This window comes from uncultured Streptococcus sp., assembly GCF_915066115.1.
In the GTDB taxonomy this organism is placed as follows: Bacteria; Bacillota; Bacilli; order Lactobacillales; family Streptococcaceae; genus Streptococcus.
On record NZ_CAJZDT010000010.1, the window covers coordinates 1 to 19243 of the forward strand.

General features: G+C 40.0%; 20 protein-coding genes. 17 read left to right on the forward strand and 3 right to left on the reverse strand.

What is annotated here, in order from left to right; all coding sequences use genetic code 11:
• Positions 1-60 precede the first annotated feature (60 nt).
• The 11 genes from QZ565_RS01595 (at position 61) to QZ565_RS01645 (ending at position 10383) form a co-directional block, all read left to right on the forward strand.
• Positions 61-729, forward strand: coding sequence for a CPBP family intramembrane glutamic endopeptidase (locus QZ565_RS01595; protein WP_295524549.1), 669 nt, complete (start codon positions 61-63; stop codon positions 727-729).
• 204 nt (positions 730-933) lie between these two features.
• Entirely contained in the window at positions 934-1542 is a 609-nt protein-coding gene (locus QZ565_RS01600) for a hypothetical protein (protein WP_295524551.1), read from the forward strand.
• Positions 1543-1678: 136 nt separating this feature from the next.
• Positions 1679-2374, forward strand: a complete 696-nt coding sequence (locus QZ565_RS01605) for an AzlC family ABC transporter permease (RefSeq protein ID WP_000659742.1) — start codon at positions 1679-1681, stop codon at positions 2372-2374.
• Entirely contained in the window at positions 2364-2687 is a 324-nt protein-coding gene (locus QZ565_RS01610; RefSeq protein WP_004263021.1) for an AzlD domain-containing protein, read from the forward strand. Before QZ565_RS01605 ends, QZ565_RS01610 begins: the two co-directional genes overlap by 11 nt.
• A 209-nt stretch (positions 2688-2896) precedes the next feature.
• Positions 2897-3727, forward strand: a complete 831-nt coding sequence (locus QZ565_RS01615) for an amino acid ABC transporter substrate-binding protein (protein WP_049500712.1) — start codon at positions 2897-2899, stop codon at positions 3725-3727.
• Positions 3728-3880: 153 nt separating this feature from the next.
• On the forward strand, positions 3881-4735 hold the full coding sequence (locus QZ565_RS01620) for a MetQ/NlpA family ABC transporter substrate-binding protein (RefSeq protein ID WP_020902669.1): 855 nt from the start codon (positions 3881-3883) through the stop codon (positions 4733-4735).
• Between the two features lie 96 nt (positions 4736-4831).
• Positions 4832-6205 (forward strand): M20/M25/M40 family metallo-hydrolase, encoded by a 1374-nt coding sequence (locus tag QZ565_RS01625; protein ID WP_000231807.1) that lies wholly within the window; start codon positions 4832-4834, stop codon positions 6203-6205.
• Positions 6198-7259, forward strand: a complete 1062-nt coding sequence (locus QZ565_RS01630; RefSeq protein ID WP_070480074.1) for a methionine ABC transporter ATP-binding protein — start codon at positions 6198-6200, stop codon at positions 7257-7259. Before QZ565_RS01625 ends, QZ565_RS01630 begins: the two co-directional genes overlap by 8 nt.
• A 1-nt stretch (position 7260) precedes the next feature.
• The gene (locus QZ565_RS01635) at positions 7261-7953 is read left to right on the forward strand and encodes a methionine ABC transporter permease (protein ID WP_000444647.1); all 693 of its coding nucleotides are present in this window, start codon (positions 7261-7263) and stop codon (positions 7951-7953) included.
• Positions 7954-8273: 320 nt separating this feature from the next.
• On the forward strand, positions 8274-8954 hold the full coding sequence (locus QZ565_RS01640; protein WP_295524561.1) for an Rgg/GadR/MutR family transcriptional regulator: 681 nt from the start codon (positions 8274-8276) through the stop codon (positions 8952-8954).
• Between the two features lie 184 nt (positions 8955-9138).
• A complete protein-coding gene (locus QZ565_RS01645) occupies positions 9139-10383 on the forward strand; it encodes a transporter (RefSeq protein WP_120770815.1) in 1245 nt (414 codons plus the stop codon).
• Between the two features lie 87 nt (positions 10384-10470).
• On the opposite strand, the gene QZ565_RS01650 is transcribed toward QZ565_RS01645, so the two are convergent.
• A complete protein-coding gene (locus QZ565_RS01650) occupies positions 10471-11040 on the reverse strand; it encodes an MptD family putative ECF transporter S component (protein WP_120770816.1) in 570 nt (189 codons plus the stop codon).
• 134 nt (positions 11041-11174) lie between these two features.
• Here QZ565_RS01650 and QZ565_RS01655 point away from each other — a divergent pair, with 134 nt between their 5' ends.
• The 5 genes from QZ565_RS01655 to nrdI all read left to right on the forward strand — a co-directional run bounded on the left by QZ565_RS01655 (position 11175) and on the right by nrdI (position 15867).
• On the forward strand, positions 11175-11789 hold the full coding sequence (locus QZ565_RS01655) for a YesL family protein (protein ID WP_295524565.1): 615 nt from the start codon (positions 11175-11177) through the stop codon (positions 11787-11789).
• Positions 11767-13437 (forward strand): sensor histidine kinase, encoded by a 1671-nt coding sequence (locus QZ565_RS01660; RefSeq protein WP_290108879.1) that lies wholly within the window; start codon positions 11767-11769, stop codon positions 13435-13437. Before QZ565_RS01655 ends, QZ565_RS01660 begins: the two co-directional genes overlap by 23 nt.
• An 11-nt stretch (positions 13438-13448) precedes the next feature.
• Positions 13449-14735, forward strand: a complete 1287-nt coding sequence (locus QZ565_RS01665; protein ID WP_295524568.1) for a response regulator transcription factor — start codon at positions 13449-13451, stop codon at positions 14733-14735.
• A 60-nt stretch (positions 14736-14795) separates the two neighbouring features.
• Positions 14796-15329, forward strand: coding sequence for an ABC transporter permease (locus QZ565_RS01670; RefSeq protein WP_295524570.1), 534 nt, complete (start codon positions 14796-14798; stop codon positions 15327-15329).
• 73 nt (positions 15330-15402) lie between these two features.
• Positions 15403-15867 carry a class Ib ribonucleoside-diphosphate reductase assembly flavoprotein NrdI gene (gene nrdI, locus QZ565_RS01675; protein ID WP_295524572.1) on the forward strand — a complete coding sequence of 155 codons (465 nt, stop codon included), beginning with the start codon at positions 15403-15405 and terminating at the stop codon, positions 15865-15867.
• Positions 15868-16033: 166 nt separating this feature from the next.
• Here the strand turns inward: nrdI and QZ565_RS01680 are convergent, their stop codons facing one another.
• Both QZ565_RS01680 and argS read right to left on the reverse strand, forming a co-directional pair.
• Complete coding sequence (locus QZ565_RS01680) at positions 16034-16279, reverse strand: hypothetical protein (RefSeq protein ID WP_042751768.1); 246 nt, start codon at positions 16277-16279, stop codon at positions 16034-16036.
• A gap of 653 nt (positions 16280-16932) precedes the next feature.
• A complete protein-coding gene (gene argS / locus QZ565_RS01685; protein ID WP_295524574.1) occupies positions 16933-18624 on the reverse strand; it encodes an arginine--tRNA ligase in 1692 nt (563 codons plus the stop codon).
• A 135-nt stretch (positions 18625-18759) separates the two neighbouring features.
• On the opposite strand from argS, the gene argR reads away from it, so the two are divergent.
• On the forward strand, positions 18760-19206 hold the full coding sequence (argR, locus tag QZ565_RS01690) for an arginine repressor (protein WP_001231476.1): 447 nt from the start codon (positions 18760-18762) through the stop codon (positions 19204-19206).
• Positions 19207-19243: the final 37 nt, after the last annotated feature.

Below are 19243 nucleotides of genomic sequence, written 5' to 3' on the forward strand. Positions count from 1 at the left end.
CTAAAATAGGGCATTTTTCGTGTTATACTGTCTTTATTTCATAGTATAGGAGAAAATAAAATGAAAAAGATAATCTCACGCTACTACTTGTTTGTAGCTATTCTACTTGTCATTACTGACCAGTTCTTGATTCGTCTGCTCTTACACAGCGACCTTGCTGCTGGTCTATCTGACTTTGCCTATTATTTGTCGGATATGATGTTGAATTTTCTTGTGGTTCTGCTTGCTATTATTGTTATGGTTTGGTCAGGTAAATGGCAGAAAATCAACAGTAGAAAGTTTAAAGGCTCCTATCTTATCTATTCCTTCCTAGCTCTGCTTGCTTTTGTTGTTTGGAATTTCGTCACCTTTTTTCTTTTCCCACCTACTCGAAATGAAATTTCTTATCAACATGCTGCTCCTACTTTTACAGGAGCTACGGCATTTTTGATGTATTTTTTCTATCCTGTGATTGCAGGTCCCATTTTTGAAGACATGATTTATCGTGGATTAGTGATGACTGCTCTGGAAAAAGGAAAGAAATGGGGGCTAGATGTACTTGGTTCCGCTGTTTTATTTGGGGTCTCGCACATTAGTAATCACGGTTGGGTCTTGACAGACTTTGTCTTCTATATGGGTGGAGGTCTTATATTTGCAGTCTTATTTAGAATGACAAAGTCAATTTATTGGCCTATTGGACTGCATATAGTCTACAATGGCATTGGTCAAATTCTGCCCTTGTTGTTTTAGAGTTTCTGCCAATCATAAAAACAAAAGAACTGACTAGCTAAGTATTATAAATGAGACTGATTTCCCAGTCTTTTTTTATTTTGACTGTCTGTTACTAATTTTTGATCAATCCTTTGTTTCCTCAAAATTCAGAGAACAAATCTCAAAATGTAATCGGAAAATCCAAAGTTTGTCAATCATAGAGTTTTTTAGTATAGTAGAAATATGAAATTTACAAAAATAATCAGTAGTTTGCTTGCTCTTGGAGCTTTACTCATGATTTTACCAGCTTGCCAGAATATCAAAAAGACACAACTGGTTTTGTTTGAATCCCTTTCGTTCGGTATGTCTCCTAAATCCTTTGAAGAAGTATTGGGAAAGGCTAGCGAGGTGGAGGAAGAAGAGGAAACAGCCTATCGCGACACTTGGCGTGCAGAAGACCCATATTTCTATAAAACAGGTCGCCTTTTCTATCACTATGAGCAGATTACTTTGAAAGGCTATCCAGGCCGAGCGACCTTTACATTTTCAAAATCGCATCGTTTGGAAACAGTAGCGGCTTATTTTCCCGTTACCTCAAAAGCTGAGCAGCAAGCATTGCTCGATAACTTATCCCAGACTGTAAAAAAAGAGCTTGAAGAAGTCCCAGATTACCAGTCCATGACAACTGAGACAGTAGGCATCTATGATGAAGGTTATCGCTACAAGGTCAAGTTAAAAGGACAACAGTGGGAACACTGGGTTGATGTCTATCCAACAGAAAATAAATATGCTACAGAAACAGAAACCGATAAGTATGCTATCCGAGTGGATCAATTTCTCATGTATCCATGATGCTTCCTCTTCAGCACTTTTTCTGGCAATAGGTTTCGAATCCGAAACTTTTTTCTCTTCTTTGAATATGTTATAATAGTCCGTGCTGTGGCTGTGATGATGAACAGCCTCAATTGGAGAGAATATGAGGAGAAGGATGAAAGAAAAAGGATTTTGGGAGGGGGCGCAGGCAGCCATGCCAACGGCCCTTGGTTATGTCAGTATTGGCTTGGCCTGTGGGATTATTGGTGCGCCCTATGTGACACCTGTTGAGATGGGCTTGATGAGCCTCTTTGTTTATGCTGGAAGCGCCCAGTTTGCCATGCTGGCACTGATTGCGGTTCAAGCTCCTGTTGCAGCTATTGCTATGACGGTTTTTTTAATCAATTTGCGTCTCTTTTTGTTGAGTTTACACGCATCGACTTATTTCCGTCATACCAGTCTCTGGCAAAATATCGGTATGTCTAGTCTCTTGACGGATGAGACTTATGGCGTTTTGATGGGCGAGTTAGCCCATACAGACAAGGTCAATCCTATGTGGATGCACGGAAACAATCTCAACAGCTATGTGGCTTGGTTTGTGGGAACAGTTGTCGGAACGGCTCTGGGTGGCCTGCTACCAAATCCAGAAATCTTTGGATTAGATTTTGCCTTGGTTGGGATGTTCATCGGGATTTTTGCTTCGCAATTCCAGATTATGCAAAGACGGATTCCTGTCCGCAATCTGCTCATTATCCTAGCAGTTGTTGCGGTGTCCTTCTTTTTACTCTTGACAGTGGTGTCTCAGTCACTAGCTGTTCTGTTTGCGACGCTACTTGGTTGTAGCATGGGGGTGGTTTTAGATGGTCAGTAAGTATCTTTTATTAGCAGTTATTTTCTCTGGCTTGGTGACCTGGATTCCCCGTATGATTCCCTTCATCTTGGTCAAGTATAAGGGCCTGCCTGCAATCGTTGAGCGTTTTTTGAAGTTCTTGCCCGTTTCCATTATCTTTGCCTTGATTCTTTCAAGTGTAGTGACAGGCAAGGTTGGCAGTTTTCCTCAAATCAAATGGTTGGACTTTTTAGCAGTCTTTCCAACAGCTTGGGTAGCCTTTCGTTACCGCAATCTAGTCGGAACGGTTCTCTTTGGAGTTGTCCTGATTGCAGTCTTGCGTTTGGTCTTTTAATACTCTTCGAAAATCAAATTCAAACCACGTCAGCGTCGCCTTACCGTACTCAAGTACAGCTTGCGGCTAGCTTCCTAGTTTGCTCTTTGATTTTCATTGAGTATAAATTAGCCATAAAGAAAATCTATCACAGAGATAAATATTATATAATGGCATAATTACTTTTTTTCTGATAAGATAATAAGGTATTCTATTTTGGAGGAAATGACATGAAAAAAATCGTTAAATACTCATCTCTTGCTGCCCTAGGGCTTGTTGCTGCAGGTGTGTTAGCAGCTTGCTCAGGTGGTGCTAAGAAAGAAGGAGAAGCAGCTAGCAAGAAAGAAATTATCGTTGCAACTAATGCTACACCAAAACCATTCAACTATGAAGAAAATGGCGAATTGACTGGTTACGAAATTGAAGTGGTTCGCGCTATCTTTAAAGACTCTGACAAGTATGATGTCAAGTTTGAGAAGACAGAGTGGTCAGGAGTCTTTGCAGGACTTGATGCTGACCGTTACAATATGGCTGTTAGCAACATCAGCTACACTAAAGAACGTGCTGAAAAATACCTTTATGCAGCCCCAACTGCTAAAAACCCTAACGTTCTTGTAGTGAAAAAAGATGACCCTAGCATCAAATCGCTTGATGATATCGGTGGAAAATCAACAGAAGTTGTTCAAGGGACAACATCTGCTAAACAGCTAGAAGACTACAACAAACAACATTCAGATAATCCAACTGTCCTAAAGTATACTAAAGCGGACTTCCAACAAATCATGGGACGCTTGAGCGATGGCCAGTTTGACTACAAGATTTTTGATAAAATCGGTGTTGAAACAGTCATCAAAGACCAAGGTTTGGACAACTTGAAAGTTATTGAACTTCCAAGCGACCAACAACCTTACGTTTACCCACTTCTTGCTAAAGGTCAAGATGAGTTGAAATCATTTGTAGACAAACGTATCCAAGAACTCTACAAAGACGGAACGCTTGAAAAGTTGTCTAAACAATTCTTCGGAGACACTTACCTACCAGCAGAAGCTGATATTAAATAATTTTGTGAAATCATCCATTCTGCATAAGGTGGATGATTTCTCAGTTTTTAGGGATATAGTTTTAAACTATATATCTGACTACATAATAACAATTTGTGAAATCAAACAAATTGTGAGATACTAGTACGGTATTATTTTTAAGGAGAAAGAATCATGAAAATTAAAAAATGGCTTGGTGTAGCAGCCCTTGCTACAGTCGCAGGTTTGGCTCTTGCAGCTTGCGGAAACTCAGAAAAGAAAGCAGACAATGCAACAACTATCAAAATCGCAACTGTTAACCGTAGCGGTTCTGAAGAAAAACGTTGGGACAAAATCCAAGAATTGGTTAAAAAAGACGGTATCACTTTGGAATTTACAGAGTTCACAGACTACTCACAACCAAACAAAGCAACTGCTGATGGCGAAGTAGACTTGAACGCTTTCCAACACTATAACTTCTTGAACAACTGGAACAAAGAAAACGGAAAAGACCTTGTAGCGATTGCAGATACTTACATCTCTCCAATCCGCCTTTACTCAGGTTTGAATGGAAGTGACAACAAGTACACTAAAGTAGAAGACATCCCAGCAAACGGAGAAATCGCTGTACCGAACGATGCTACAAACGAAAGCCGTGCGCTTTACTTGCTTCAATCAGCTGGCTTGATTAAATTGGATGTTTCAGGAACTGCTCTTGCAACAGTTGCTAACATCAAAGAAAATCCAAAGAACTTGAAAATCACTGAATTGGACGCTAGCCAAACAGCTCGTTCATTGTCATCAGTTGACGCTGCCGTTGTAAACAATACCTTCGTTACAGAAGCAAAATTGGACTACAAGAAAGCACTCTTCAAAGAACAAGCTGATGAAAACTCAAAACAATGGTACAACATCATTGTTGCGAAAAAAGATTGGGAATCATCACCTAAGGCTGATGCTATCAAGAAAGTTGTTGCAGCTTACCATACAGATGAAGTGAAAAAAGTTATCGAAGAAACATCAGACGGTTTGGATCAACCAGTTTGGTAATAAGAAATAGGGAGGTGGGAGAGAAAATTCCACCTCTTGCTTTTGTATAGAGCATGGATTGTCAGGAAGAGTAGTTCATAGAAAGGTAGAGAGAATATGGTTTTTCCTAGCGAACAAGAACAGATTGAAAAATTTGAAAAGGATCATGTAGCCCAGCATTATTTTGAGGTTTTGCGTACCTTGATTTCTAAGAAATCGGTCTTTGCCCAACAGGTCGGACTTAAGGAAGTCGCCAATTATCTGGGTGAGATTTTCAAGCGTGTTGGGGCTGAAGTGGAGATTGATGAGACTTATACGGCGCCCTTTGTCATGGCGCATTTCAAGAGTTCACGTCCAGATGCCAAGACCTTGATTTTCTATAACCACTATGACACTGTGCCAGCGGACGGAGATCAGGTGTGGACAGAGGATCCCTTTACTCTTTCGGTCCGCAATGGCTTTATGTATGGGCGTGGGGTTGACGATGACAAGGGCCATATCACAGCTCGTTTGAGTGCTTTGAGAAAATATATGCAGCACCATGATGATTTGCCTGTCAATATCAGTTTTATCATGGAAGGAGCGGAGGAATCGGCTTCAACAGACCTAGATAAGTATCTGGAAAAACACGCAGACAAACTCCGTGGGGCGGATTTGTTGGTCTGGGAACAAGGAACTAAAAATGCCTTGGAACAGTTAGAAATTTCTGGCGGAAATAAGGGGATTGTGACCTTTGATGCCAAGGTAAAAAGTGCTGATGTGGATATCCACTCTAGTTATGGTGGGGTTGTGGAATCAGCTCCTTGGTATCTCCTTCAAGCCCTACAGTCTCTTCGCGCTGCAGATGGCCGTATCTTGGTTGAAGGTTTGTACGAAGAAGTACAAGAGCCAAACGAACGGGAATTGGCCTTGGTGGATACCTACGCTCAACGAAATCCAGGGGAAATCAGCCAGATTTATGGTTTGGAATTGCCTCTCTTACAAGAGGATCGTGCAGCCTTCCTAAAACGTTTCTTTTTTGAACCAGCCCTTAATATTGAAGGGATTCAGTCGGGTTATCAAGGGCAAGGGGTCAAAACGATTTTGCCAGCAGAAGCCAGTGCTAAGTTAGAAGTTCGTTTGGTTCCTGGCTTAGAACCGCATGATGTTCTGGAAAAAATTCGGAAACAGCTAGACAAAAATGGCTTTGATAAGGTAGAATTATACTATACCTTGGGAGAGATGAGCTATCGAAGCGATATGAGCGCACCAGCCATTCTCAATGTAATCGAGTTGGCCAAGAAATTCTATCCACAGGGCGTATCAGTCTTGCCGACGACAGCTGGGACAGGGCCTATGCATACGGTCTTTGATGCCCTAGAGGTACCTATGGTGGCCTTTGGTCTAGGAAATGCCAATAGCCGAGACCACGGTGGAGATGAAAATGTGCGAATCGCCGATTACTACACCCATATTGAATTAGTAGAGGAGCTGATTAGAAGCTATGAGTAGAGATATTATCAAGTTAGATCAGATCGATGTGACTTTTCACCAAAAGAAGAGAACCATCACAGCGGTCAAGGATGTGACCATTCACATCCAAGAAGGGGATATCTACGGAATCGTTGGATATTCTGGAGCAGGGAAATCAACCCTTGTACGGGTGATTAATCTCTTGCAAAAACCATCTGCAGGGAAAATCACCATTGACGATGATGTGATTTTTGATGGCAAGGTGACTTTGACGGCAGAACAGTTGCGTCGTAAACGTCAAGATATTGGGATGATTTTCCAGCATTTTAACCTGATGAGCCAAAAGACAGCAGAGGAGAATGTAGTCTTTGCCCTCAAACATTCTGGACTCAGCAAGGAAGAAAAGAAGGCTAAAGTAGCCAAGTTGTTGGACTTGGTTGGCTTGGCAGACCGTGCTGAAAACTACCCTTCACAACTATCTGGAGGGCAAAAACAGCGTGTAGCCATTGCGCGTGCCTTGGCAAATGATCCAAAAATCTTGATTTCAGATGAGTCAACTTCTGCCCTTGATCCTAAGACAACCAAGCAGATTTTGGCCTTGTTGCAAGATTTGAACCAAAAATTAGGCTTGACTGTTGTCTTGATTACGCATGAAATGCAGATTGTCAAAGACATTGCCAATCGTGTGGCAGTCATGCAGGATGGGCATTTGATTGAAGAGGGCAGCGTCCTTGAAATCTTCTCAGATCCTAAACAGCCTTTGACTCAAGACTTTATCTCAACAGCCACAGGCATTGATGAAGCTATGGTCAAAATTGAGAAGCAAGAAATCGTGGAACATCTGTCAGAAAACAGTCTCTTGGTGCAGCTCAAGTATGCGGGTGCTTCAACAGACGAGCCACTTTTGAATGAATTGTACAAGCATTACCAAGTAACAGCTAATATCCTCTATGGAAATATCGAAATCCTCGATGGTACTCCTGTTGGAGAATTGGTGGTGGTCTTGTCAGGTGAAAAAGCAGCGTTGGCAGGTGCCCAAGAAGCCATTCGTCAAGCAGGCGTACAGCTAAAAGTATTGAAGGGAGGACAGTAAGATGGAATCATTGATTCAAACCTATTTGCCAAATGTCTATAAGATGGGCTGGGCTGGTCAGGCAGGCTGGGGAACAGCCATCTACCTAACCCTCTATATGACAGTTCTTTCCTTCATCATCGGAGGTTTCTTGGGTCTAGTGGCGGGTCTTTTCCTTGTCTTGACAGCGCCGGGTGGTGTCTTGGAAAATAAGGTCGTCTTCTGGATTTTAGACAAGATTACCTCTATTTTCCGTGCGGTGCCATTTATCATTCTCTTGGCAGTCTTGTCACCCTTCTCACATCTAATCGTAGGAACAAGCATTGGTCCAAATGCGGCTATCGTACCCCTATCTTTTGCAGTCTTTGCCTTCTTTGCCCGTCAAGTACAGGTGGTATTGGCTGAGCTAGATGGTGGTGTCATTGAGGCAGCTCAAGCTAGCGGAGCGACCTTCTGGGATATCGTAGGTGTTTACCTATCAGAAGGCCTCCCAGATTTGATTCGTGTGACGACTGTGACCTTGATTTCACTTGTTGGTGAAACAGCTATGGCCGGTGCGGTTGGAGCTGGCGGTATCGGTAACGTAGCCATTGCTTATGGATTTAACCGCTACAATCACGATGTGACCATTTTGGCAACCATCATTATCATTTTGATCATCTTTGCAATCCAATTCTTGGGAGATTTCTTGACCAAGAAATTGAGCCATAAATAAAAAAGAGCTAGGCCATCTGTACATCAATTCATAGGAGTTGTCGTTATAGTCAAGACTTAAAATTCTCTGTACTAGTTGCTATCAACCGTTACTTTTAAGAGTAAGAGAGTTAAGAATTGTGGGGAGTCAATATGCAAAATCTGGGAGAAGTTTTTAAAGAATTGAGAAAGAGTCGGAATATATCTCTACAGGAGGCGACGGGAGGAGAGTTTACTTATTCCATGCTGAGCAAATTTGAGCGTGGAGAAGCAGACTTATCATCTATGAAATTGATTACTGCCTTAGATAACATCCACTCTGATTTGAACGAATTTATGTACTTGGTACGTGGTTTTTCTCAGAAACAGATTTTGGCTTTTCAAGAAAATCTCTGGGAACTATATGACAGAGAAGGGATTGATTCTCTCCAATCCTTGTATGAAGAGACGACTAAAAAGTACAGATCAAGTGCTAAAACAAGCTATCTTTTACAAATGATTCGTATCAAAAGCCTTCTTGTGTTTTTTGATTCAGAAATACGAGCAACGGATGAAGAACTGACTTTTCTCTATGACTATTTTTTTACTATTGATATCTGGGGAAATTATGAATTAGAACTATTTTCAACGATTTCTACTTTGTTCCCTCTGCCCCTCTATTTTAAATATTCTAGGGAGATGTTACAAAAGACGGATTTATTAGGCTCTTTACCTAGTAACAAAGTCGGTATTGACACCATTTTAATTAATGGACTCTTTAAAGCGATAGAGGAAAAGGATAAATTAAAAGCAGACTATTTTGTTTTTCAGATTGAAAAACGAGAATTGCCAGAATCTCAAGCTTATCTTAAAATCATTTATATGATTGCTAAAGGGTATTATGATACTATTTTTAATGTAAAAAATAAGGGTCTTGAAAAAATCCAGAGAGGCATTGCAATCTTACAAGATTTAGAATATGTAGATGGTGCAAGATATTATGAAAACTATTTTGCAAATCAGCTCTCAAATGAAGATTTGTAATATATTCTCATTACATCGATTGACGAAAAATAAATAGGCTTGTAGGTGGATTGATAATTAGTAGTTTCTAGGCTCTAGAGTTTCTATTTGCAGAAAAAATATATTACAAAAAAGTGGGGAGTCCCGCTTTTTTTGTTAGACTGGATTCAATAGAATACTCTTTGAAATGTGAGAAAGGCCTGTTATGAAACTATTCTTAAGACATCATTTATTTAGAATACTGACCTTATCAAGGTTTTTGAGCTCAAGTGGAGCTTATATTTATAATCTGGTATTTATCGTTTACGCTGCGAGTCTACCCTTTAAAAATATAGCTGTATTTATGGCGAATATAATTACGATTTTACCTTTCCTATTTACTTTTTATGTTGGGATTAAGGCTGATCATACTCGAAATAAAGCAGGAACAATTATCTGGGTTGGTTGTGTGCAAAGTCTACTATTTCTTTTGATTGCTAGTGTGATTCATGACCAGAACTTCGTAACGTTTGCTTTTATCTGTATGGTTAATATCTGTTCGGATATTTTATCAGATTATACAGCAGGCCTTCGTATGCCGATTATCCAGCATAATATTTCGGAAAATAAGCTCTATGAAGCTTATTCCTTTACTCAGTTTGTTTCCTATTTATCAAATCTAGGAGGTCAAGCCTTAGGAGTGTGGTTACTCACAACCAGCCATCAAAATTTTTCTTTTGTTGCAATTGTGAATGCTGGTTTCTTTTTGCTATCTTCTCTTATTTTGTTCAAAAATAGAAGAGAACTGACGCACTTGTCTGTAACGGTAGAGAATGAGTCGATTAGTTTACTTCAACAAGTTAAGGCAATCTATGCGGACATGGATGATATCTTTAGGCAGAGAGAAAGTAAATCATTGTTTAAAATGATCCTTGTCATTTTGGTAATGAATACTTTGGGAGGAGCTGTTGGAGGTATTTATCACTTTTACTTATTAGACCATACTATCTACCATCTCAGCTATGCTCAAGCCCTATTTTTAATTGAATGTGTCAGCTTGGGAGGAGCTATTCTTGGTAGCCTAACTCCCCATGATTATTTTGGAAAATTGTCGTTTTCAAGTTTGTTATCGCTCAATGCAATTCTGTTTGTCTTGCTTGCTACTGCTAATATTTTAGATTTTTCTCCTCTAGTAGGTGTTGCTTGCTTAGCTTTTGTCATGTATTTGATGTCGAAATCAATGCCTAAATTAGATACTCTGTTACTGTCTAATTTGAGCGCGGATGTATTAGCTCGAAGTAATAATCTCTTGAGTATGATTTTTTCCTTAACATTACCCTTGGGGATGTCTGTATTTTCCTTCTTAGCTTTACAAGATATCAGGATTTGTTGGTGGGTCTTTTTAGCAGGGAGTGTGATAGGGTTCATTTTATCGTTAGAAAAAAGAAGTTTTTCAGGTAAAAAATTTTAACCTAGAAAGCTCAGGATTACTAGAAAAATCTTCTTGACTAAGTCTTGAGTCATAAATAAAAAAGAGCCGCCTGGCTCTTTTTATTTATCAGATTTTCTGTGCAAATTTTTTACTCAAGGCTTGTCCAATCAAGGCACCAACTAGGGCTCCGATGATAATACTTACGATAAATAGAAGGACGGTTCCAGGGTTTGGTGCGACCATGATACGGTCGATATATTCTTGGGATTTTCCTCTTGCTAGAAGGGTTGCCATATAGGCTTTGGGAGCAATCCACATGAGTAAGATTGGGCCAGTTGAGCTAAAGGCGAAAATAATGAAAGAAAGCAAATTTTTTGTTTGGTCCTTGTATTTTCCTAAATGAGCTACTCCATCTGCTAGGAGGCCACAGATAATTCCAGGAAGGAAGGCACCGGCACCGTGTTTGCTCCCCAAGAAAAAGAGGGCGATGACAAGGCCGATAGTGGTAATGGCTCCAAAGCGCGGAACTTTTGCGACTAGAATCATATAGACGCTACCGCCGACAAGGGCAGTAAAGGCAGGTGCATAAAACATGTTTCCAGTTTGGTCAAGGAGATTGCCCAAAAGGACACCAATCCCCATGCAGAGGAAGTAAAGAACTGCAAAGAGCAGTGTAGTTAAGATAGATTTTTTCATGAATTGTCTCCTGATAATTTTCTCACAATTCTCATTGTACCACGGTTTGGTGGGATTGTAAATGGATAGTCTATGTTTTTGAAAACGCTTGAAATATGATATAATAGTTTCATAGTTATTTTTAGGGGGATATCATGGGTAGATTTTTAGACTTTGTCTTTAATCGTTTCTTTTTAGGGATGATTGCGACAGCCTTCTTTTGGCTATTAACCTTAGCAGGAGGGATTATTCTTGGTCTAGCGCCAGCTAGTGCCACCTTGATGAGCCTATATGCAGAACATGGTTATAGCTTTCGGGAATACAGTTTGAAGGAGGCTTGGTCTCTTTACAAGCAAAATTTTGTCTCAAGCAACCTGGTTTTCTATAGCTTTTTAGGGGTGGATCTAGTTTTAATCTATGGCTTGTATCTCTTGGTGCAATTGCCTCATCAAACCATCATTCATTTGATTGCTACCTTTTTGAATGTCCTAGTAGTCGCCCTGCTCTTTTTGGCCTATACAGTGTCTTTGAAATTACAAGTTTATTTTGACTTGTCCTATCGAAATAGCCTCAAACTATCCTTGATTGGCATCTTTATGAGCCTAGCAGCTGTGGCCAAGGTTCTCCTTGGGACAATGTTACTTGTGGCAATTGGTTACTATATGCCTGCTCTGCTCTTCTTTGTAGGAATTGGGATGTGGCATTTCTTTATCAGTGATATGTTGGAACCTGTCTATGAAAGCATCCATGAAAAATTGGCGACAAAATAGAATGAAGCAGTTTTGGCTACATACGCTTCTGAGAACCTACAGTTCAGTTATGATGATTATTATTGCGAGTTTTGCAATCTTACTCTCTTACGCTGACTGGGATTCACGGGAAAAGGAAGCTCAAAGAGTAGCCCAACGTGTAACCACTCGAACAGTTGATGAGGTGGAGTATTATTATCGGGAGTCAGCCCAACTAGCGCAAGATTTAGTAGCCAATCAAGACCGGATACAAGGGGTTTATAAGTACTTTAGCCTGTCAACTTCTGAGTATTTTTATTGGCTGTTGGAGCATCAAGCAACTTCGTCAACTTCTATTTCTCTGTATGAAAATATTGATGATCTTTATGTCCAAAATGACTCTATAACGGGTGTTGCAATAGTCTTGCAGGATTTTAAAGAAGTTTATGTTTCAACCAGGGATAAAAGAAGTGGTCATGTCTTGCCAGCTGAAGCCTTTAAACCGGAGGCCAATAGTTTTGGCATTCCAGTTCTGGACCCAGCAACGGATCAATCTATAGGAGTGATTTACATCTCCTTGGATCCAGAAGTTTTATATCATGCCATTGACAATACCCGAGGTCATATTCCGATGGCTGTTACTGTGACATCACCATTTGATACGGAAATTTTTCATATTGGTGAGAGGGTCAATAGGGAACATGAGAACTGGTTTGTTGGTGTGACCTCTCATGGCTATCAGGTTCAGGTGGCAGTTCCCAAAAATTTTGTTTTACAAGGAACGGTGACCAGCTCTGCTTTGATTGTAGGCTTGAGCCTTCTCTTTATTGTCATTCTCTATCTGACGTTGAGGCAGACCTTTGCTAATTATCAAAAGCAGGTAGTGGATCTGGTGGATTCCATCCAAGCTATTGCCCAAGGGCAAGAAGGTCTTCGCATCGATACGCTTGAAAAGGATCAGGAATTGCTCTTAATCGCAGAGACCACTAATGATATGTTGGATCGCTTGGAAAAGAATATCCATGATATTTACCAGTTAGAGCTTAGTCAAAAAGATGCCAATATGCGGGCCTTGCAGGCGCAAATCAACCCTCACTTCATGTACAATACTCTGGAGTTCTTGCGTATGTACGCAGTCATGCAAAGTCAAGATGAGTTAGCAGATATCATTTATGAATTCAGTAGTCTCTTGCGTAACAATATTTCCGACGAAAGAGAGACTCTTCTCAAACAGGAATTAGAATTTTGTCGTAAATACAGCTATCTCTGCATGGTTCGCTATCCCAAGTCCATTGCCTATGGTTTCAAGATAGATCCAGAGTTAGAGAATATGAAGATTCCCAAGTTTACTTTGCAACCGCTAGTAGAAAATTATTTCGCGCATGGTGTTGACCACAGACGGACAGATAATGTGATTAGCATCAAGGCGCTTAAACAGGATGGTTTTGTGGAAATTTTAGTGGTAGATAATGGCCGTGGTATGTCGGCTGAAAAACTGACAAGTATTCGAGAAAAGTTAAGTCAGAGACATTTTGAACACCAAGCCAGTTACAGTGAACAAAAGCAGTCTATCGGGATTGTCAATGTCCATGAGCGTTTTGTGCTCTATTTTGGGGATCGCTATGCTATTACTATAGAGTCTGCAGAGCAAGCAGGTGTTCAGTATCGTATTACAATTCAAGATGAGTAGAAAGGGAGAAAATGTATAAAGTATTATTAGTAGATGATGAGTACATGGTGACAGAAGGTCTGAAACGTTTGATTCCCTTTGATAAGTGGGATATGGAGGTCGTCGCAACAGCCAGTCATGCCGATGAAGCCCTAGAATATGTTCAGGAAAATCTTGTTGATGTCATCATTTCAGATGTTAATATGCCCGACAAAACAGGGCTTGATATGATTCGGGAAATGAAAGAGATTTTACCAGATGCTGCCTATATCCTGCTCTCAGGTTATCAGGAGTTTGATTATGTCAAAAGAGCAATGAACCTTAGTGTGGTGGACTATCTGGTCAAACCTGTTGATAAGGTAGAGTTGGGAAATCTGCTGGAGAAGATTGCAGGTCAGCTCGGCGAGAGAGGGAAGAAAAGTCAGACCCTCAGTCAAGATTTAGACGAGGCTGGATTTGTTAGTTATCTAGGAGGTGAGGAGAATTGGTGGATAGGCCTAGCTAAGGAAAAACAAGGCTCCTTCACCATTCCCTACTATGTCTTGGGTCAAGACTGGCAGATTTTTATTTCTGATCAAGTCCTAGATGGTTTAGTCGTTACTCCCTTTGAAGCTCCTTATCAAGAACACTTTGAACGCTGGAAGCTGAATGCTGAGAAAGCCCTCTTTTACGGTTCTGTAAATCTAAAACAGTCTGAGAGTCTCTTTGCCTATTACGAACCGATTTATAGGGTTATCATTCAGGGAAATCTCAATCAAATCGTGGAAGAGTTGAACCTTTTGGAGAAGGTGGTTCTTGAAAATACGCCGCGTGTTCCGATTACCAAACAGCTTTTTATCCAGTTTGTCATGGATGTCTTCCATTTATTTGAGCATCTCAAAGCTGATGATTTGACGGATATTGTCAAAACGATTCATGCTATTCAAACCTTCGATGAATTGGTTCCTTATATCAAGGAAACTCTGACTCGATTCTTTGGACAATATCGGATGAATGAAAATGTGATTAGTGTGCTAGAAGTCATTGGGCGTGATTATCAGAAAGAACTTTCTCTCAAGGATATCAGTAAGGATCTCTTTATCAATCCTGTTTATCTGGGACAGTTGATTAAGCGTGAAACCAATTCGACCTTCGCAGAGTTACTAAATAAACAACGCATTAAGGCTGCCCAGCAGCTCTTGCTTTCAACTAGTGACAGTATTGAAGATATTTGTTATGCTGTTGGTTACAGTAATGTTGGATATTTCTATAAAGTGTTCCGAAAATTGTGCGGAAAATCGCCAAAAGCCTACCGAAAACAGGTGGAAACCACACTATAATATTTGTATCCCTTTACAAAAAGTGCTATAATATCGATAATAATATCAGGAGGTTCTATTATGAAAAAGAAACCAATCTATCTATGGGTATTACTGATTTTTTCAGCCTTACTCTCAGCAATGTCACTATTTGGAATCATATCTCCAGTACCTACTGCGGAGGGTATGAACAATCTAGAAACATCAGCATCAGGTGTTAATGCTACTTATGCTAAGGAGCTCGTTGCTTACACCATTAAGGTATCGGAGCATGGTCATTCTATCTTCAACATTCTCTTGGTTGTCTTATCTGTTATTCTGGTGGTTGTGTCTCTGGTTTTCCTTGTTCGTAAAAACATCCAATTGGCTAACTACACTTATCTTGCTTATGTCTTCGTTGCCATCGTTGGTTCTATCTACAACTTTATCGGCGTTCAGGATGCGGTTTCACTTTTTACAGACCCTAACATCCGTATGGGAGCGGAGCTTGGTGCCAAAGGTTCTGCTATTTTTGGGATCGTACTCAATGTTATCTTCCTAGCAATCGTCTTCTATAAAATGTGGCGTCAGCAAAAAGAATTGACAGAAACTCAAGAAGAGGAAGAACTTGCCTAAGAGTTGACAAAGCATAACTATCAAGATACAATCTTGGTAGTTATTTTTTATGATTTAAAAAAAGGAGGAGAACATGAAAAAAGTTTCCTTGGTCTACATCAGTCTGAGCGGAAATACGGAGAGTTTTGTGACGCGCTTGAAAGACTATCTCTTGTCCCAGTACGAGGGAATTGAGGTTCAAAAGATTCATATCAAGGATTTGGTCAAAGAAGGCCAAGATTTCTATGAAATGGACCATCCCTATGTTGCTTTTTTGCCGACTTACCTAGAAGGTGGGAATGGCGTGGATAACGGAGATGTCGAGATTTTGACGACACCAGTGGGAGATTTTATCGCCTATGGTGACAATGCTAGTAAGTGTTTTGGTGTGGTTGGTTCAGGAAATCGTAACTTTAATAACCAATACTGCCTGACAGCCAAGCAATACAGTCAACGTTTTGGTTTCCCTGTCTTGGCTGACTTTGAAATGCGAGGCATGCTGGAAGATATCAAACGTGTCGCAGCGATTATCGCAGATTTGTATGAATTGGAAAGTTAAGCTGAAACCAATCTTTCAATCATTAGAAGAAAGAACTTATTATATCCCCCTCTATAGCAAAGATGAAAATTACCTATAAAATTTTTAATATAAATGTTATTTGCTATAGTTGGAAGATAAAAATTATGCCCTAAAAAAACCGAGAAGCTTTCTTCTCGGTTTTTGATTATTTCAATTGATCTGTAATGTCTTTTGATAGCAACATTCCTAGATGATAAGTTTTATTGATGTAAGCAATGACATCATTGATATTTTCGGTTGTGTGAATTTTCTCTTTGATGTCAGACCTAAATGTTTCATCCTTTAAAAGTTGTTCTTGGTAGAGTTTTTGCAGTCTCTCCTTCTCGTACTTATTAAGCAGAAAAAGGAAAACCAAGCTAATCACAACGAGGATATAAGCATATTGGCTCATAGGATATCTCCCTGTATGATAAAGAAGTAGTAGTGAGTAGATTGAATTAGTGAGGCGCCTAACCAAATCACCATAGTTATGACGTCATGTTCTCTAAATCGATTATATTTAGGGGCCATGACTAGTGAAGCACCTAGCCAAATACCTGATAGGATTTGGCATTCGTTACTTAGACTACTTTACAATAAAGTGATTAAAAGATTACGACATGAGCCTAACCAAATCGATATTATTTGGTTAGGTGAATTAGTGAGGCGTTTAGGCAAGTGTCTCTGGTTACGACGTAAAGAAACATAAATCGATAATTTTTATGTGCCTTTACTAATGAAGCGCCTAGCCAAATACCTGATAGGATTTGACATTCGTTACTTAGACTGCTTTGCAATCAAGTGATTTAAAAAATTACGACATGAGCCTAACCAAATCGATATTATTTGGTTAGGTGAATTAGTGAAGTAGTTAGCTAGTCCGCATATAAGCGTCTAGCGTCTAGCAATTAGGAGCTTTAGTTCCAATAACTTTAAGGTTACGACGTTTTAGGACATAAATCGATCATATTTATGTCCTAAAACTAGTGAAGCGCCTAGCCAAAGTCCGAATAGGATTTGGCGTTAGTTACTTAGATTGCTCCGCAATCAAGTAACTTTGGCGATTTACATCTTCTCTGGCGCATCTACTCCAAGCAAGCGAAGGGCTTCTTTGAGAACGACTGCGGTTGCGTAGCTGAGGGCTAGACGGCTGTCGCGCTCAGGATTTTCGTCTAGGATACGTGTATGTGCATAGTATTTGTTAAAGGCTTGAGCCAGGCTAATTGCAAATTTAGCAATGATAGAAGGTTCAAAGTTATCCGCCGCACGGTTGATAATACGTGGGAAGTCTTGGATGAGTTTGATGATTTCCCAACTTTCAGCATCATTCAAGCTATAGTTACCAGCTGTTTCTGGTTTGAAGTCTGCTTTACGTAAGATAGATTGGATACGAGCGTAGGCATATTGAACATAAGGGCCAGTTTCCCCCTCGAAGGATACCATAGCTTCTAGGTCGAAGTCGTATCCATTTGTACGGTCGGTTTTGAGGTCATAGAATTTAATGGCTCCAACCCCAACAGCATGCGCTACTTGGTCTTTGTTTTCCAATTCAGGATTTTTAGCCTCGATTTGGGCTTTGGCACGACTAACGGCCTCTGCAACAGTAGGCTCTAGCAAGATGACATTCCCTTTACGAGTAGAGAGTTTTTTTCCTTCTTTTGTAACTAAACCAAAAGGAACGTGAGTAATATCGTTACTCCAGTCGTAGCCCATCTCTTGCAAGACGGCTTTGAGCTGTTTAAAGTGGGCAGATTGTTCTTGGCCAACGACATAGATAGATTTGGCAAATTGGTATTCATTTTTACGGTAAAGGGCTGCAGCCAAGTCACGTGTGATATAGAGAGTTGCACCATCGGATTTCTTGATGAGGGCTGGATGTTCAATTCCATATTTCTCAAGGTTGACAACTTGGGCACCTTCTGATTCAACAAGAAGGCCTTTTTCAGAAAGAATGTCTACAACTGCATCCATCTTATCGTTGTAGAAGGCTTCTCCATTGTAGCTGTCAAATTCAACCTTCAGTTCATTGTAAAGGCGGTTAAATTCCACTAAACTTTCATCACGGAACCATTGCCAAAGAGCGAGAGCTTCCTCGTCTCCATTTTCAAGTTTACGGAACCATTCGCGTGCTTCTTCATCCAAGCTAGGGTCATTTTCAGCTTCAGCGTTGATGCGGACATAGAGTTTAAGAAGTTCATCGATTGGATGAGCTTTTACAGCTTCTTCGTCGCCCCATTTTTTGTAGGCAACAATCAACATCCCAAACTGTTTACCCCAGTCTCCCAAATGGTTGACCTTGACGGTTTGATAACCGATTTTTTGGAAAATATGTGACAAGCTATCTCCGATAACAGTTGAACGTAGATGACCAATAGAAAATGGTTTAGCGATATTAGGACTAGACATGTCGATCACAACATTTTCTTGCTTGCCAATATGTTGGTCAGCATAGTGTTCTTTTTGAGTGATAACAGCTTGCAATAATTGAGCAGAAATGGCAGATTTATCAAGGAAAAAGTTAACGTAAGGTCCTGTTGCGACAACCTTTTCAAAGGCTTGGCTGTTAATTTTTTCAGCCAGTTCAGCAGCAATCATTTGAGGTGCTTTACGTTCGACTTTTGCAAGAGAAAAAGCAGGGAAAGCGATGTCTCCCATTTCTGAGTTTTTAGGGGTTTCCAGTAAATTTAAAATAGCCTCTTGGTCCAGGCTATCAATGACGCTAGCCAACTCGCTAGCAATCAATTCTTTTGTATTCATTAAGAGCTCCTTTTTGGACTTTTCTACTATTTTATCACAATTTTAAAGAAAGAAGAAAAAATTTTTGAAATCTCCTGTTTTTTTGGTATAATATAGTTATAAAATTAGTTATAAATATGCATATAAGAGGATTTTATGAGAAAAAGAGATCGTCATCAGTTAATAAAAAAAATGATTACTGAGGAGAAATTAAGTACACAAAAAGAAATTCAAGATCGGTTGGAGGCGCACAATGTTTTTGTAACGCAGACAACCCTGTCTCGTGATTTGCGCGAAATCGGCTTGACCAAGGTCAAGAAAAATGATATGGTGTATTATGTACTAGCAAATGAGACAGAAAAGATTGATTTGGTGGAATTTTTGTCTCATCATTTAGAAGGTGTTGCAAGAGCAGAGTTTACCTTGGTGCTTCATACCAAACTGGGAGAAGCCTCTGTTTTGGCAAATATTGTAGATGCAAACAAGGATGAATGGATTTTAGGAACAGTTGCTGGTGCCAATACCTTATTGGTTATTTGTCGAGACCAGCACGTTGCCAAACTCATGGAAGATCGTTTGCTAGATTTGATGAAAGATAAGTAAGGTCTTGGGAGTTGCTCTCAAGACTTATTTTTGACAA

Coding starts and splice junctions, on each gene's coding strand:
- QZ565_RS01630 (WP_070480074.1), top strand. CDS start 6,198: ATGAGTAGAGATATTATCAAGTTAGATCAGATCGATGTGACTTTTCAC.
- QZ565_RS01650 (WP_120770816.1), bottom strand. CDS start 11,040: ATGAAAAAATCTATCTTAACTACACTGCTCTTTGCAGTTCTTTACTTC.
- QZ565_RS01615 (WP_049500712.1), top strand. CDS start 2,897: ATGAAAAAAATCGTTAAATACTCATCTCTTGCTGCCCTAGGGCTTGTT.
- QZ565_RS01610 (WP_004263021.1), top strand. CDS start 2,364: ATGGTCAGTAAGTATCTTTTATTAGCAGTTATTTTCTCTGGCTTGGTG.
- QZ565_RS01660 (WP_290108879.1), top strand. CDS start 11,767: ATGAAAAATTGGCGACAAAATAGAATGAAGCAGTTTTGGCTACATACG.
- QZ565_RS01595 (WP_295524549.1), top strand. CDS start 61: ATGAAAAAGATAATCTCACGCTACTACTTGTTTGTAGCTATTCTACTT.
- QZ565_RS01625 (WP_000231807.1), top strand. CDS start 4,832: ATGGTTTTTCCTAGCGAACAAGAACAGATTGAAAAATTTGAAAAGGAT.
- QZ565_RS01680 (WP_042751768.1), bottom strand. CDS start 16,279: ATGAGCCAATATGCTTATATCCTCGTTGTGATTAGCTTGGTTTTCCTT.
- argR (WP_001231476.1), top strand. CDS start 18,760: ATGAGAAAAAGAGATCGTCATCAGTTAATAAAAAAAATGATTACTGAG.
- QZ565_RS01635 (WP_000444647.1), top strand. CDS start 7,261: ATGGAATCATTGATTCAAACCTATTTGCCAAATGTCTATAAGATGGGC.
- QZ565_RS01605 (WP_000659742.1), top strand. CDS start 1,679: ATGAAAGAAAAAGGATTTTGGGAGGGGGCGCAGGCAGCCATGCCAACG.
- QZ565_RS01655 (WP_295524565.1), top strand. CDS start 11,175: ATGGGTAGATTTTTAGACTTTGTCTTTAATCGTTTCTTTTTAGGGATG.
- QZ565_RS01670 (WP_295524570.1), top strand. CDS start 14,796: ATGAAAAAGAAACCAATCTATCTATGGGTATTACTGATTTTTTCAGCC.
- QZ565_RS01600 (WP_295524551.1), top strand. CDS start 934: ATGAAATTTACAAAAATAATCAGTAGTTTGCTTGCTCTTGGAGCTTTA.
- nrdI (WP_295524572.1), top strand. CDS start 15,403: ATGAAAAAAGTTTCCTTGGTCTACATCAGTCTGAGCGGAAATACGGAG.
- argS (WP_295524574.1), bottom strand. CDS start 18,624: ATGAATACAAAAGAATTGATTGCTAGCGAGTTGGCTAGCGTCATTGAT.
- QZ565_RS01645 (WP_120770815.1), top strand. CDS start 9,139: ATGAAACTATTCTTAAGACATCATTTATTTAGAATACTGACCTTATCA.
- QZ565_RS01620 (WP_020902669.1), top strand. CDS start 3,881: ATGAAAATTAAAAAATGGCTTGGTGTAGCAGCCCTTGCTACAGTCGCA.
- QZ565_RS01665 (WP_295524568.1), top strand. CDS start 13,449: ATGTATAAAGTATTATTAGTAGATGATGAGTACATGGTGACAGAAGGT.